We start from the raw sequence: 12,985 nt of genomic DNA, 5'->3' as shown, positions 1-12,985 counted from the left end.
GCACCGCGCCACAGGGACGCTGCTGGCACGTACCGGACAGATCGATTGCCGCACAAGGACGTCATCCATGAGTCATGAGACCAACTCCGAACTCGATCAGGCCAACCTGCGCATCGTGGTGGCCGCCATCGCGATTGTTTACATCGGCGCGCTGGGGTTCTTTCCCGGTCAGTCGGTGGACACCTACGTGCCGGTGATCCTGTACATCGTGGCGTTCCTGCTGGCCTCCATCGCGCTGCGCCAGGTCATCGCGCGCTGGCCCGGGCATTACCCGACGCGGCGGGTGCTGGGCATGATCCACGACTACACCGGCACCTCGTTCGGGCTGGTGGTGGGCGGTGAAGCGGCATTGCCGCTGTATGCCGTGATGGTGTGGGTCAACCTGGGCAACGGCATGCGCTACGGCTCGCGCTACCTGGCGATTGCCACGGGGCTGGCGTTGCTCGCGCTGCTGATCGTGTACCGGCTGACTCCCCTGTGGCAGGCGCAACCGTTCATGGTGCTGATGCTGATGATCACCAGCACGGTGATCCCGGTGTACGCGCATATTTTGCTCGAACGCACGCGCAAGGCTTCTGAAGAAGCCATCGCGGCCAACCTCGAAAAATCGCGGTTCCTGGCCCAGGCCAGTCACGATCTGCGCCAGCCGATCCACTCCATCGGTTTGTTCACGGCGTGTTTGCGTGAGGCAAAGCTTGGGCATGACGAACAGCGGTTGGTGGACAATATCGACCGCTCGCTGCTCAACGTGTCGCAGCTGTTCCGTTCGATTCTCGACCTCTACACCCTCGACAACGGCAGGCTGTTGCCCAAATACCAAGTGATTCACCTGGGCGAATTCCTCGCCGACCTGGTGCACCAGCACGCCGAGGCGGCGCACTGGGCCGGCGTGGAACTGCGCCTGCGGCCGTGTGCGTATTGGGTGCAGGTCGACCCCGCGATGTTGGCGACGATGGTGCAAAACCTGCTCTCCAATTGCTTCAAATATGGCGCGCAGCGCCCGGTACTGATTGGCGCGCGCGTTCGCGACGGCGGCGTGTCGGTGCAGGTGCATGACCAGGGGCGGGGCATTGCCGAGGAACATCAGGCGAAGGTCTTCGAAGAGTTTTATCGGGTGCGCCAACTGCGTGACAAGGACGTCGAAGGCGTGGGCCTGGGGCTGTCCATCGTCAAGCGGTTGGGGCAGTTGATGGGCGTGCACGTGAGCCTGCGTTCGCGGCTGGGCCATGGCACTTCCGTGAGCCTGTACGGCCTGGCACTGGCGACGGCGCCGCGCCAACCGGCTGCGCGAGACGACCCGCGCCAGGCCGGCTTGCTGACGGGTCTGAAAGTCTGCCTGGTGGAAGATGACCACAACGTGCTGTTGGCCACCCAGGCCTTGCTGGAACGCTGGGGTTGCGAGGTGCAGGCCGAATCCAGCGGGCAGGGCCTGGTCAGCGACTGCGACATCATCGTCGCCGACTATGACCTGGGCAACCACGCCACCGGCATCGAGTGCATCGATGCCCTGCGCCGGCAACGCGGCTGGGCGGTGCCGGCGCTGATTTTGACCGGGCACGACGTGGAAAAAATCCACGCTGCCCTGCATGACCGCAAGATCGCGATTCTGTCCAAACCGGTGCGGCCTGCAGAGCTACGCGGCACGCTGCGTGACCTCAGCCAGCCAACCGTCACTGCATGAACGGTGCGGCTTGACCGCCTTTGGCGCCTTTGGGCATGCACCAGGCGCTGGGTTTCATCAGGCCAAAGCTGGCCACGGTGAACAAGCCGCCGCTGGCACCACTGGGCACGGTGCAGTTGTAATCACCGGACGCGGTACTGGCGATGTAGTAGGTGGTCATGGAGTCATTGCGCACGTTGGAGATACGCTTGACCGGCTCACCGAGGTTGGTTTCCGACAGCGTCTTGAGATGGTCTTCATTGGGCTTGACGTTGCTGCAACCGGCTATGCCGATGATCAGGGCGCCAAGCAGGGTGAGACGGGTAACGCAGGCGTGCAGGTTCATGAGGCTTCTTCCTTGGGATTGTCAGGGTTTTTCCAGCGCGCAAGGCACCCTCGCGCAACAGGCGTGCGGTGCCGGGGGGAGCGGTGGAAGTGCCGTGGAATATAGCGCCGACGGGCAAAGGGGTCGATTAGCACAAGTGTGCTAATGGCACGATGAGGTCATGGACGGAGAGAAGCATGCTGCAGATTAAACGCGCCACCCAAGCGGACGCCCAGGCGGCGTTCGACATTCGCCTGTTGGCCATCCGCAGCCAATGCATCGGCGTCTACAGCCGCGAACAGATGCTGCTGTGGACCCGCGGCCGCGCCGAAGACGGCTACAGCGCGCTGATGGACAAACCGTTTTACCTGGGCTGGGTGAATGGCGAGCCCGTGGTCACCGGGATGCTCGACCCGGATAACCACGAAGTGGGCGCGCTGTTTGTGCTCCCTGAATTCGCCGGACGCGGGTATGGCAAGGCGATGCTTGATCACTTGGAAAACGTTGCGCGGGAACTGGCCATTGAGCACGTGGTGCTGGATTCGACGCTCAACGCGGCGAGCTTCTACAGAGCATGCGGTTATGTGGGCGACAAACAAGCGGTGTATCACTCGCCGTCGGGGCTGACCCTGGCGTGTATACCGATGACCAAGCGACTGATTGCTGAAGACGCGACTAGCTCCGGCTAACACAGGCAATTCCTGTGGGAGCTGTCGAGCTCCGGCGAGGCTGCGAAAGCGGTGGGTCAGGCGACCGTTGTTTCGGCAGTCCCGCCGCCTTCGCAGCCTCGCTAAAGCTCGACAGCTCCCACAGGGGAACGGGGGCGGGCTTGAAGGGGCGTGCGCAGCCGATCAACTGAGGCCTCGGCGGCGTCCGGGCATGGGCGCGGTCCGTGTGGGAGCTGTCGAGCCCCGGCGAGGCTGCGAAAGCGGTGGTTCAGGCAACAATTATTTCGGCAGTGCCGCCGCCTTCGCAGCCTCGCTAAAGCTCGACAGCTCCCACAGGGGATTGGGGGCGGGCTTGAAAGGAGCGTGCGCAGCCGATCAGCGGAAGCCTCGGCGGCGTCTGGGCATGGGCGCGCTCCTTGTGGGAGCTGTCGAGCCCCGGCGAGGCTGCGAAAGCGGTGGTTCAGGCAACAATTATTTCGGCAGTGCCGCCGCGTTCGCAGCCTCGCTAAAGCTCGACAGCTCCCACAGGGGATCGGGGGCAGGCTTGGAAGGCCGTGCGCAGCCGATCAGCCGAAGCCTCGGCGGCGTCTGAGCATGGGCGCGGTCCGTGTGGGAGCTGTCGAGCCCCGGCGAGGCTGCGAAAGCGGTGGGGCAGGCGACCGTTGTTTCGGCAGTGCCGCCGCCTTCGCAGCCTCGCTAAAGCTCGACAGCTCCCACAGGGGAACGGGGGCGGGCTTGAAGGGGCGTGCGCAGCGGATCAAACGAAGCCTCGGTGGCGTCTGGGCATGGGCGCGGTCCCTGTGGGAGCTGTCGAGCCCCGGCGAGGCTGCGAAAGCGGTGGGTCAGGCGACCGTTGTTTCGGCAGTGCCGCCGCCTTCGCAGCCTCGCTAAAGCTCGACAGCTCCCACAGGGGATTGGGTCAGGCTTGGAAGGCCGTGCGCAGTCGCTCGATAACCTGCTTAACCGAGTCCCCCTGAACCGCCGGCGGCGTTGGGCTTTCGCCAAACTCGCGCCACACAAACAGCGTCAACTCGGCGCCGTCGGTCAGCGTCTGTGCTGGCGCCTGCGCGCCAAAACCTTGCAGCACGCGGTAGCGCGGGTCCTGCCAAAACGCCTGCTCGACCCAGTCGTACACCGGGATGAAGTGAAAGTGCAGCGGGAAGCCGGGCATGTGCCCATAGCGGCTGATGTACAGCCATTTGGGCTGCAGCTGCGCCTCGATCACCCGTTGGGTTTTAGCCAGCAAGCCGCCCAGCTCAGTCAGCGCGGCTTCCGGCATGTCGGCGAGCGAGTCGATTGGCGCTTTGGCACCCAGCATCAGGTAGCCCGGCAGCGTTGAGGCCAGGTGATGATTGAGCCGCCAGTGCTCGGTGTCGTGAAGGATGAAAGCGGGGTCGATCGGCATAAGCACGCGTCCATGAGAGCCGGGCGGGCAGGATAACAAGCGCGAGCCCCTGTATCCCACAAAAGCCGGCGATCTGTGTCTATCGCTGCGCGTGGTGGGCGGATAGGGTCGAGCGACGTTAACTGACGACCGAGCCCACCATGCAACTGACCGCTGTCCCGTTTGCCATCACCGACTGGTCCACCCTCGAACCCGAACTGCACCCAGGCGTGACCGGCACTGCCCTGTGGCGCACGTGCCACTTCGGCACCACCCGCGTGCGCATGGTCGAATACACGCCCGGTTACCTGGCCGATCACTGGTGCTGGCGCGGGCATGTGTTGCTGTGTCTGGAAGGGGAGTTGCACACGCAATTGGAAGACGGCCGCGAATTCACCCTGACGGCCGGGATGAGTTACCAGGTGGGCAATGACATGGAAGGGCATCGCTCATCCACCCTCACCGGCGCGAAGCTGTTTATCGTGGATTGAGCCTCACCCTTCGCGATACACCCCAGCAGACGCACGCGGCAGGTCAATAAAGTTCTGCAGCGGCGCCGACGGGTTGAACGCGCGCCGCACCAGGGTGATCGGCGCCAGCAGCTTGGGGCTGGCGTTGCTGATTCAGCAGTACGCCACGCTCTCGCGATGCAGAATCAGGCTATCGGGTCTGTTTGCAGATATAGAGAAAGTGTTGAGGGCAGAGCTTTTGGATATGGCATTGGCGGGGGCTGGCAGGGGCCGGTTGTGGCGAGCGGGCTTGCCCCGCGTTGGGGCGCGAAGCGGCCCTGAAACCAGGCGCCGCGCTTTCACTGATGTACTGTGGTGGATTGACTGGGGCCGCTGCGCAGCCCAACGCGGGGCAAGCCCGCTCGCCACAACAAGCTCATTCGCCACGCAGTGGCTTAGTGCATCGTGCTGTGGTCCATACCGTCCAGTCCACGGGCCGGCGCTTTGACTTCAATCGACTGTTTCTCGCCCTTGGCGTTCTCCACCGTCAGGGTCAGCGGCACCTGGTCGCCTTCCTTGATCTGCCCGGTCAGGCCCATCAGCATCACGTGGTAACCGTTGGGGTCGAGCTTGACCGCTTTGCCTGCAGGCAGCGCGACCGAGTCCACCGGGCCCATGCGCATTACATCGTCCTTCATGCTCATCTCATGGATCTGCACGTCCTTGGCCACCGGCGTTGCCACGCTGAGCAGTTTGCTGTCGCTGTCGGCGGTGATGGTCATGAACGCGCCGCTGGACGGCTGGCCCGGCACAGAGGCGCGAGCCCACGCGTCGGTCACCAGCACCTGGGCACTGGCGTGCGCCGCAAGGCCCAGCAGGGACAGGCCGATCAGGGTGCGCTTGAGGTGTTGAACAGCAGTCATTAGCAGACCTCCATGACGGTGAGCAGGTCTTCTGCGCACTCTTTAGCGGTAAGGGATGCCGACAGGCCCAGGCGCAGGTTGCCGCGGGTGTCGAAGACGAAACTGGTGGCCGTGTGCGACAGGGTGTAGGTGTCGCCGGCGGGGATCTTTTCATAAAAGATCCCGAACTCCTTGGCGGCCACGGCGATTTCTTCCGGGGTGCCGTAGAGCGCTTCGAAGCTCGGGTCGAAGGCCTTGACGTACTTGTCGAGAATCGCCGGGGTGTCGCGCTCGGGGTCGAGGGTGATGAACACCACTTGCATGATCTCGCCGTCGCGGCCCATCAGCTTCTTGGCCTGGGCGGCGCGGGCGAGGGTGGTCGGGCACACGGCCGGGCACTGCGTAAAGCCGAAGAACACCACCGGCATCAGGCCACGGAACGAGCTAAGGGTGACGGTTTCGCCGTCGGTGTTCTTGAGCTTGAAGGTGCGGCCCATGATCTTGTCACTGAGGTCCTTGCCGTACTTGAAGTTCAGCTTGGGGCTGTAATCACAGCCGCCCAGCAGGCTGCCCAGGCCCAACAGGCCCATACCGGTCAGCACTTTGCGGCGGGTGAATAACGTACTCATCAACTGTGCATCCTGTGAAACGCCTGGATGACTCTGCAACGGCATGGCAGGCTTTGAAAAGGAGTAATGATGCGGGTGCACAGTCTACCAACCCAGGCCAGCCCACGTAATCTGCGACGTTCTGCCACAGGGCGCGCCGTGCTTCATCCCTTTGGGGCTTCAGTGGTAGAGTCGCCGCCATGAAATTGAGCCACCCCGACCGTTCGCTGATCGCCTGGGCCCTGTACTTCTGCGTGCTGATGAACCTGTTCGTCTGCGGTTTGGGCCATGGGCAGATGCTTGGCGAGCAACTCAACGGCATCGGTGGTGCGTTCTGCTCGGTGGACGGTAGCCAAGCGCCACTTTCCGACAAAGGGTTGGGTAACCCGGCGTCTGGCAACATCTCGAACTACTTTGCCTGCCCGGTATGCGCTGCCGTGACCGTGGCCATCGTGTTCCTCATCGGGCTGGCCTGGCTGTTGGGCCTCGGACACACCCCACGTCCTGCCCATGAGCGGCGCAACAAGGCGCCGCCGCGTTATTCCTGGCCCTCGGCCAACCCCCGCGCTTCCCCCGCATTCTGACGTGTGCCTTGGGCTTCCTGTGTTCAGGAGGCGTTCTATCGTCACGACTGTGAGTGTATTTCATGATCTCTGTATTGCCTGCAGGCGCCAGCCGCCTGGTCAGCAAGGCATCTCGGCGTATGCGCGCCGAACCGACACTGGCTGATTACCCGAGCAATTCGCGCTGCTTCGTGCACCTGGATGCGCGTTTATTGCCGTATTGGCACACCTTGTTCGATATCTGCCCGGCCTTGCTCAAGCTGGATCCACCGGAAGGGTTGAACCTGTTTCGCAGCTTCATGACCTGGGCCTATCACAACCAGCCGCCGCTGGACTGGACGTACCACCTTAACGTTTGCCGCTGGCTGCTCGCCTCGGGGTATCGATCACAGATTGATGAGGAGCCCATCGAGGCTTTCATGGCGGCCGCGGCGGCGCGCTGGATCACTACCGATCGAAGCCAGGCGCAGGGCGTGGTCGTGGGATGGCGAGGGGCGAGGATTTTCGATTGGAAGGGCAGTGCGTTGGCAAGCGTCGAACATCAGCCATTGCCAGCCCCGTTGGACGACTTCGGCTGGTGCCCGTTGAACCGTCAGGGTGATTTCAGCGGTTGGTTGCCAGTGCCCTGAGTCCTTGAGAGGCCACGGCGGGTCCCAGGCCACGCCGTGGCCATGGGCGAAAGGCAAGCGGCAAGGCGTTTCGCCTGGCCCTTGTTAAGCAGCTAGTTGCTGCTGCTGCGCGGAATCTTTTTCTGAGTCTTTTTCGCGTCGGGTTGCTTGTGTGAATTCCCGCTCGTCGAGGCCTTCTCTTTGGGCGGCGTTTCAGCCTTTTTGTCACTGTCGGAGGGGCTGCTCGGATAGGTGCCTGGCGGCAGCGCGGAACCTGCTGCGCTGCTGCCGCTCAGCGAATTGGCGGCGGGGGCGATGGCATCGCCAAAGGCGGCGAAAGCAGGGCTTGCCAGCAACGCTGAAAAGCCGACGATGAGCAACATCCTGTGGGAAATACTGGTCTTCATGACTCAATCCCCTTGCGTGGGCCGAAGCCCGGGAAACCCGGGCCCCGGTGGTGCTTCAATCAAGACTTCTTGGCGCCGCCGCCGGAGCTGTGGGCTCCGCCTTTTTTGCCGGCTTCAGAAGCTTTCTCACGGTCGTTGGCAAAATTGCCGCCGGAGCCTTGACCGCCACTTTTCTTGGCAGTATCTGGCTTGGCTTTACCGCCTGCACCTGTCGTGGTTTTTCCGCTGGTAGCCATTTCAAAATCCCTCTTCGATGAATGAATCAACGGTGTCGCTTAATTGGGAATGCTCAATCGAAATCAAAGTTTGAAATAGTTCGCGGGCATGCGACGAACGGGCATCAGGCCGCGATCGGCTTGGCGCCCAGGGCTTTCTTGTGCGCGGCTTTCATCGCTTCCATTTCTGCACCAAGGGCTTCGAGCACGGTCTTGCCCAACAGCTTCTTGGCCTGCGGGAACATCTCGGATTCCTCTTCTTCGATGTGGTGCTCCAACAGTTCCTTGACCACTTTGACGCGCCCGGAAAATTCAGTGGTCGAAGGCTCGGTCTGTTTCAGGTCGGGCAGCACCAGGGCGTCGACGGTGCGGTGCTCTTCCTTGGCCTCGTGGTACATGATGTCCTGCTCTTTACCGCCGGCCTTGCGGAACGCGGGGTAAAGGATCTCTTCCTCGAGGCGGGTATGCAGGCTGATCTCCATCTCGAGTTTGGCCAGCAATTCAGTGCGTTTCTTGACGCCACGCTCGGTGGACTCGCTCAGTTGGGTCAGCAGCGCCTTGACGCGTTCGTGGTCAGCCTTGAGAAGGTCGATTGCATTCATGGTGGAACCTCACGGATAGCATTCGGGCGTGTCGAAGTGCACGCCTCGTTACTTGGAGGTTGCATCAGTTGTACCAACTTGGATAACTTTAATAAAACCATATTAATCAATGAGATAGGGAAACCTGCAAGGCCGCGCATTCGTGCACCTTGCATGGTTTGCCAGGCAGCAGATTGCAATACGCCGCTTCTAGGCGCCGCTGACTTTCCAATGCTTGATGTCTTCGGCAAACACCACCTGCTGCACCTCGTGGGCAATGCCATAGGCCAGCGATTCATGCGCGGCGATGACTTTTTCCTCAGCCGACAGGCACTTGAAAATATCCAGCTGGGTCTCGGCTTGAGTGGTCTCCAATTCATAGATTTTCACGTAGCGCGCCAGGTCGTTATCCAGGCTCGACAGGTATTCACGCAGACGCTGGTGGTCCACTGAACTCTGGCTGAAATACCAGTTCATCGGGTGAATCAAAAACCGTGAGTGCGGCGTGGTGATGCGTCGGTTCGCCGCCAGGAACATAATGATGCCCATGGACTCGATGTTGCCCGCGTTGATCGCGCACAAGGGCACCGGCAACGCCTTGAGAAAGGTGTAGAGGGTAAAGCCGAAATTGGTGCTGCCACCGGTGGTCGACAGGTTCAGCAGCAGGGAACTGGCGCCTTCGCCGATAGCGTCCAGGCAACAGTCGCGAAAGCGCTCGGTGGTGCTCTGGTCGATCTGGCAGTGAAAGTGGATAACGTGCTCGGTCATCCTGAACCTCCTTAATTCAGTGCAGGCGAGGTGATTCAGTGTTGAGTCTAGAAGGTCGCGCAGGATTAGCTGCAACCGTTGGGCGTGAGCCCTTGCTGAAAATCGAATGGAACCCTCAGGCCATCTGCTTGACCTAATGCATAGACCTCAGGAGGTGAGCTATGCAATTGGAAACTATCTGGATCATTCTGGCCGTGATTCTGCTGATCTTGGAATTATGGGCGATCAACGTCGTATTACGCAGCACCGGTGGCTGGGAGACCAAAGGGCTGTGGTTGATCATTCTGATTTTCGTGCCGCTGTTCGGGCTGATCGTCTGGGCCTTGTTCGGGCCAAAACGTGAGATGGCTGAACAGCGTAAAAGCTGAGACCATTCAAGACCGTAAACAGGCGCCCATTGGGCGCCTGTTTACGTTCAAGCGGGTGGTTTAGCCCGCAACAGCTTTGGCAATTGCTTCGTTGAACGCCGGCAAGTCATCCGGAGTACGCGAAGTGATCAAGGTCCAGCCATTGGCCTTGCATTCCTTGACCTGGGCATCCACCCAGCCGGCGGCGCCGGCGTTTTCAAGGTCGATCCGCACGCTTTTGTACGAGGTCAGGGTTTTGCCCTTGATCACGCCTGCATCGATCAGCGTCCATGGCCCGTGGCAGATCGCCGCGATGGTTTTGCCCGCCTTGACGAAGTCGTTGATCAAGCGCAGCGCGTCGGCATCCTGACGCAAGGTGTCAGCGTTGACGGTGCCGCCAGGGATGACCAAAGCGTCGAAGTCGCTGCTTGCCACGTCCGACAATTGCACGTTGGATTCCACGGTTTTGTCCTTCTCGGTGTCACCGACGAAGGTCTGGGTGGTACCGCCTTTGCTGGACGCGTGAGTCACCGTGGCGCCATAACCGCGCAGCGCTTCCAGTGGCTTGACCAGCTCATCGCGTTCGATACCGGTATTGGAGGTGATGATGAGGATTTTCTTGCCGTTGAGTTGCGAACTCATGGTCGAGTGTCTCCTGGGTCAGGGGATGGTTTAGTGGTCGTGTTTGGCTTGCAGCTCCTTGGCCATTTTTAGGTGGGCTTCAAGGGTCGGCAGGGTCTTGGCGGCGAAGGCTTTCAGCTCGGCGTTGTCCGAGGAAGCGGCTTCTTTCTGGAACAATTCGACGGTTTTTTCATGAGCGGCGACCTGGTTGTTGGCGTAGGCCTTGTCGAACGACTCGTCGCGCATTTCGAGGATGGCTTTTTTGGCCTTGTCGGTCAGGGCGGCGTCATCGGGTACTTCGATATCCAGCTTTTTCGCCAATGCCGTCAGTTCCTGATTGGCTTTGGTGTGGTCGGTGACCATGTGCTGAGCAAAAGTCTTTACGTCGGCCGAGCTGCTTTTTTCCAGGGCCAGCTTGCCGGCTTCCACCTCGGTGATACCGCCTTGGGCGGCGTCGTCGACAAAGCTGTTGGACGTTGCGGCCATGGCCGTGGAAATCGAGCCTGCAACCAGCACAAAGGTCAGGCCCATTTGTTTCATCAGCAGAGTAGTCATGGTGGATCTCCTTGAAATCAACAGTGGCGTGATGCCGTACCTGACTGTTGAGGGGGAGCCTCGGCAAAAGGTTTAAATTAATTCGCGGTTTTTTCTCCGGTGGTCATGCACGCCAATTTCCTTGAACTATCGAAATTCGACAGGCTCTGCTGCATAAGCGCCCGCTATTTTTTGTGGGCCTTCAACTGCTTGGAGACAAACTGTGACTGCCGATAAAACCCCAACCCCGATCAGTTCCGAAGACGCCCAGAAAGGCACCGACAAAGCCGACAAGGGCCACACGCTGGAACGCCCGAACCCGAAAACCGAAAGTGTCGACAAGGTACTCACGCCCACGTCGATCAAGGACATCGAACGCCAGACCGACGCCATCAACGAGCAAGCCGCCAAGGCTGAGCGCAAGTTGGGCCACTGAGCATGGCCAGGTCGATTACCGCTGCGCAGTTGGGCATTGAGTTAAGGCCTGAAGACGACGCCAGCCTGTTCAAGTGGTTTATCGCCAGCTTCCTGATGGGCAAGCGCATTCAGGCGCCAATTGCTGCGCAGGCGTACAAGGTGATTGTCGAAGAGCAAGGCCGCGATACCGCGCACAAGTTGCAGCACTGCACCTCCAGGGAGTTGGTGTCGATGCTTGGACGCGCGCATTACGTGCGCTATGACGAAACCACGGCGCAGCGTTTGCTCGACCTGAGTGCCAAATTGAATGCCGAGTATGGCGGCAAGATCAGCCATATTCGCAGCGCCAGCGAAGACCGTCAGGCCTTCGAAAAACGCTTGGGTGAATTTGCAGGCGTCGGGCCCAAGACCATCGAGATTTTTATGCGCGACGCCGCCAAGGTGCTGTTTTGAAGGCAGCGCTGTATGTGGGCTGCGCGGGGTGGAGTTTGCCGCGTGAACAGTGGCCGGCTTTTGCGGGCGAGGGTACACACCTGCAACGTTACGCGTCGCGTTTCAACGCAGTGGAAATCAACAGTTCGTTTTATCGCCCGCACCTGCCCAAGACCTATGAGCGCTGGGCGCAATCGGTACCGCCGGCGTTTCGTTTTTCGGTCAAGGTGCCCAAGCGCATCACCCATGAATTGCGCTTGCAACGCTGCGAAACCGCGCTGGATGAATTCGTCGAGCAGTGCCTCAGATTGGGTGAAAAACTGGGCTGCCTGCTGATTCAATTGCCACCGTCTTTTGGCTATGACGCGGCGATTGCTGCACCGTTTTTCACGGCGTTACGCCAACGATTTGCGGGTGCCGTGGTTTTGGAACCGCGCCACGCCAGCTGGCTTGAAGCCGAGGCGTTATTGCAGGATTTACACATAGGCCGTGTGGTCGCCGACCCACCGGTCATCGACGCGGGCACCGGCTGGCAGGGCGTGCAGTATTGGCGACTGCACGGCTCGCCGCGCATCTATCACAGCGCGTATGGGCCGGAGCGCGTGCAGGCATTCTCGCAGCAACTGAGCCAGTCCGTTGCAGCAGGCACTCCCACCTGGTGCATCTTCGACAACACCGCCAGCGGTCATGCCACTGCCGATGCCTTGTACTTACTCAACCTCCACGCGCAGCACTTCCAGCCCTAACTGCTCATAGGCTTCGACACTCGGTACGTGCCACTCGGTGATCAGCGTATGGATGCGGCTGCACGGGCCCACCACAAAGGGCTCCACCGCGCCGAGCTTGTCGGCCATGGTCACCGCCACCACGTGGGAGGCACTGTCGAGCAAGGCTTGCTTGACCGCCACTTCGTCGAAATGCAACGAGCTGATGCCCACTTGCGGATGCAACGCGCACACGCCGGTAAACAGCAGGTCGGCCTTGATGCTCTGGATCAGCCGTACGGCTTCGTGGCCGCTGGTGGACAAGGTGGCAGGGTTGAGTTGGCCACCCGCCAAAATCACTTTCACATCCGGGTGGTCGGCCAGGGCGATGGCAATCATCGGCGACGGTGTGACCACCGTCAGGCGGATCGCACGTGGCAAGGATTGTGCAATCTGCAGCGTGGTCGAGCCGGAATCGAACAACACGATCTGGCCGTCTTCCACGCGATCGGCGGCCAGGCGCGCGAGGTGGCGTTTGACCTCATTGGTCTCGCCCACACGGGTGAAGAAGTCTTTGCCGGTGTCTTTGGGCCGGGGCAGGGCGCCGCCGTGCACGCGTTGCAACAGGCCGGCGGCGGCCAGTTCACCGAGGTCGCGGCGGATGGTGTCCTGGGACACGGCAAAATGCTCCACCAATTCGGATGCGGTGACTTTGCCGTCGCGCTCCAGCAGCAACAGGATTTTCTGTTTGCGCAACGAAGGCAGGTCGATGGCTTGATGAGTGCTCTGCAT

19 protein-coding genes and 1 pseudogene are annotated in these 12,985 nt (G+C 60.9%); 9 read left to right on the top strand and 11 right to left on the bottom strand.

Annotation, left to right across the window (positions count from 1 at the left end; translation table 11 throughout):
• Positions 1 to 67: 67 nt before the first annotated feature.
• Positions 68 to 1,681: a hybrid sensor histidine kinase/response regulator gene (locus tag ACM530_RS28300; protein WP_242197725.1), complete on the top strand. Its 1,614-nt coding sequence runs from the start codon at positions 68 to 70 to the stop codon at positions 1,679 to 1,681.
• On the opposite strand, the gene ACM530_RS28295 is transcribed toward ACM530_RS28300, so the two are convergent.
• Positions 1,671 to 2,006 carry a hypothetical protein gene (locus tag ACM530_RS28295; protein WP_242197722.1) on the bottom strand — a complete coding sequence of 112 codons (336 nt, stop codon included), beginning with the start codon at positions 2,004 to 2,006 and terminating at the stop codon, positions 1,671 to 1,673. The two genes, ACM530_RS28300 and ACM530_RS28295, sit on opposite strands and share 11 nt — an antisense overlap.
• A 176-nt stretch (positions 2,007 to 2,182) precedes the next feature.
• Between ACM530_RS28295 and ACM530_RS28290 the strand changes: the two genes are divergently transcribed.
• Entirely contained in the window at positions 2,183 to 2,674 is a 492-nt protein-coding gene (locus tag ACM530_RS28290) for a GNAT family N-acetyltransferase (RefSeq protein WP_242197719.1), read from the top strand.
• A gap of 898 nt (positions 2,675 to 3,572) precedes the next feature.
• Here the strand turns inward: ACM530_RS28290 and ACM530_RS28285 are convergent.
• A complete protein-coding gene (locus ACM530_RS28285; RefSeq protein ID WP_242197716.1) occupies positions 3,573 to 4,058 on the bottom strand; it encodes an HIT family protein in 486 nt (161 codons plus the stop codon).
• A gap of 140 nt (positions 4,059 to 4,198) precedes the next feature.
• On the opposite strand from ACM530_RS28285, the gene ACM530_RS28280 reads away from it, so the two are divergent.
• Entirely contained in the window at positions 4,199 to 4,528 is a 330-nt protein-coding gene (locus tag ACM530_RS28280) for a DHCW motif cupin fold protein (RefSeq protein ID WP_416363750.1), read from the top strand.
• Between the two features lie 413 nt (positions 4,529 to 4,941).
• Here ACM530_RS28280 and ACM530_RS28275 read toward each other — a convergent pair whose 3' ends face one another.
• Both ACM530_RS28275 and ACM530_RS28270 read right to left on the bottom strand, forming a co-directional pair.
• Positions 4,942 to 5,409, bottom strand: a complete 468-nt coding sequence (locus ACM530_RS28275) for a copper chaperone PCu(A)C (protein WP_416363749.1) — start codon at positions 5,407 to 5,409, stop codon at positions 4,942 to 4,944.
• Positions 5,409 to 6,017 carry an SCO family protein gene (locus ACM530_RS28270; protein ID WP_119735385.1) on the bottom strand — a complete coding sequence of 203 codons (609 nt, stop codon included), beginning with the start codon at positions 6,015 to 6,017 and terminating at the stop codon, positions 5,409 to 5,411. The genes ACM530_RS28275 and ACM530_RS28270 overlap by 1 nt, the downstream gene beginning before the upstream one ends.
• A 179-nt stretch (positions 6,018 to 6,196) precedes the next feature.
• On the opposite strand from ACM530_RS28270, the gene ACM530_RS28265 reads away from it, so the two are divergent.
• A complete protein-coding gene (locus ACM530_RS28265) occupies positions 6,197 to 6,580 on the top strand; it encodes a DUF2946 domain-containing protein (protein WP_242197707.1) in 384 nt (127 codons plus the stop codon).
• 62 nt (positions 6,581 to 6,642) lie between these two features.
• The gene (locus ACM530_RS28260) at positions 6,643 to 7,188 is read left to right on the top strand and encodes a putative natural product biosynthesis protein (protein ID WP_242197705.1); all 546 of its coding nucleotides are present in this window, start codon (positions 6,643 to 6,645) and stop codon (positions 7,186 to 7,188) included.
• A 92-nt stretch (positions 7,189 to 7,280) separates the two neighbouring features.
• On the opposite strand, the gene ACM530_RS28255 is transcribed toward ACM530_RS28260, so the two are convergent.
• The 4 genes and pseudogenes from ACM530_RS28255 to ACM530_RS28240 all read right to left on the bottom strand — a co-directional run bounded on the left by ACM530_RS28255 (position 7,281) and on the right by ACM530_RS28240 (position 9,138).
• A complete protein-coding gene (locus ACM530_RS28255; protein ID WP_242197702.1) occupies positions 7,281 to 7,574 on the bottom strand; it encodes a hypothetical protein in 294 nt (97 codons plus the stop codon).
• Positions 7,575 to 7,633: 59 nt separating this feature from the next.
• Positions 7,634 to 7,744: pseudogene (locus ACM530_RS28250) on the bottom strand (KGG domain-containing protein); the annotation flags it as partial.
• Between the two features lie 170 nt (positions 7,745 to 7,914).
• On the bottom strand, positions 7,915 to 8,391 hold the full coding sequence (locus ACM530_RS28245) for a hemerythrin domain-containing protein (protein WP_242197699.1): 477 nt from the start codon (positions 8,389 to 8,391) through the stop codon (positions 7,915 to 7,917).
• Positions 8,392 to 8,580: 189 nt separating this feature from the next.
• The gene (locus ACM530_RS28240) at positions 8,581 to 9,138 is read right to left on the bottom strand and encodes an ATP-dependent Clp protease proteolytic subunit (protein WP_145165767.1); all 558 of its coding nucleotides are present in this window, start codon (positions 9,136 to 9,138) and stop codon (positions 8,581 to 8,583) included.
• Between the two features lie 161 nt (positions 9,139 to 9,299).
• On the opposite strand from ACM530_RS28240, the gene ACM530_RS28235 reads away from it, so the two are divergent.
• Complete coding sequence (locus tag ACM530_RS28235; protein WP_106580146.1) at positions 9,300 to 9,506, top strand: PLD nuclease N-terminal domain-containing protein; 207 nt, start codon at positions 9,300 to 9,302, stop codon at positions 9,504 to 9,506.
• A 60-nt stretch (positions 9,507 to 9,566) separates the two neighbouring features.
• Here the strand turns inward: ACM530_RS28235 and ACM530_RS28230 are convergent, their stop codons facing one another.
• Together ACM530_RS28230 and ACM530_RS28225 are read right to left on the bottom strand one after the other, a co-directional pair.
• Positions 9,567 to 10,127: a type 1 glutamine amidotransferase domain-containing protein gene (locus tag ACM530_RS28230; protein WP_242197696.1), complete on the bottom strand. Its 561-nt coding sequence runs from the start codon at positions 10,125 to 10,127 to the stop codon at positions 9,567 to 9,569.
• A gap of 30 nt (positions 10,128 to 10,157) precedes the next feature.
• Positions 10,158 to 10,661 (bottom strand): DUF4142 domain-containing protein, encoded by a 504-nt coding sequence (locus ACM530_RS28225; RefSeq protein ID WP_106580144.1) that lies wholly within the window; start codon positions 10,659 to 10,661, stop codon positions 10,158 to 10,160.
• 202 nt (positions 10,662 to 10,863) lie between these two features.
• Between ACM530_RS28225 and ACM530_RS28220 the strand changes: the two genes are divergently transcribed.
• The 3 genes from ACM530_RS28220 to ACM530_RS28210 are packed head-to-tail and all read left to right on the top strand — an operon-like array spanning position 10,864 to position 12,235.
• On the top strand, positions 10,864 to 11,076 hold the full coding sequence (locus ACM530_RS28220) for a hypothetical protein (protein ID WP_119735379.1): 213 nt from the start codon (positions 10,864 to 10,866) through the stop codon (positions 11,074 to 11,076).
• A 2-nt stretch (positions 11,077 to 11,078) separates the two neighbouring features.
• Positions 11,079 to 11,510 (top strand): DNA methylase, encoded by a 432-nt coding sequence (locus ACM530_RS28215; RefSeq protein ID WP_416363748.1) that lies wholly within the window; start codon positions 11,079 to 11,081, stop codon positions 11,508 to 11,510.
• Positions 11,507 to 12,235, top strand: a complete 729-nt coding sequence (locus tag ACM530_RS28210; protein WP_242197693.1) for a DUF72 domain-containing protein — start codon at positions 11,507 to 11,509, stop codon at positions 12,233 to 12,235. Before ACM530_RS28215 ends, ACM530_RS28210 begins: the two co-directional genes overlap by 4 nt.
• Here ACM530_RS28210 and ACM530_RS28205 read toward each other — a convergent pair.
• Entirely contained in the window at positions 12,200 to 12,985 is a 786-nt protein-coding gene (locus ACM530_RS28205) for a DeoR/GlpR family DNA-binding transcription regulator (RefSeq protein WP_242197690.1), read from the bottom strand. The two genes, ACM530_RS28210 and ACM530_RS28205, sit on opposite strands and share 36 nt — an antisense overlap.

It is taken from the genome of Pseudomonas sp. NFX183, from assembly GCF_047943075.1.
In the GTDB taxonomy this organism is placed as follows: Bacteria; Pseudomonadota; Gammaproteobacteria; order Pseudomonadales; family Pseudomonadaceae; genus Aquipseudomonas.
Note: the sequence above shows the minus strand (reverse complement) of the source record. Positions and strands in the feature narration are given on the sequence as shown.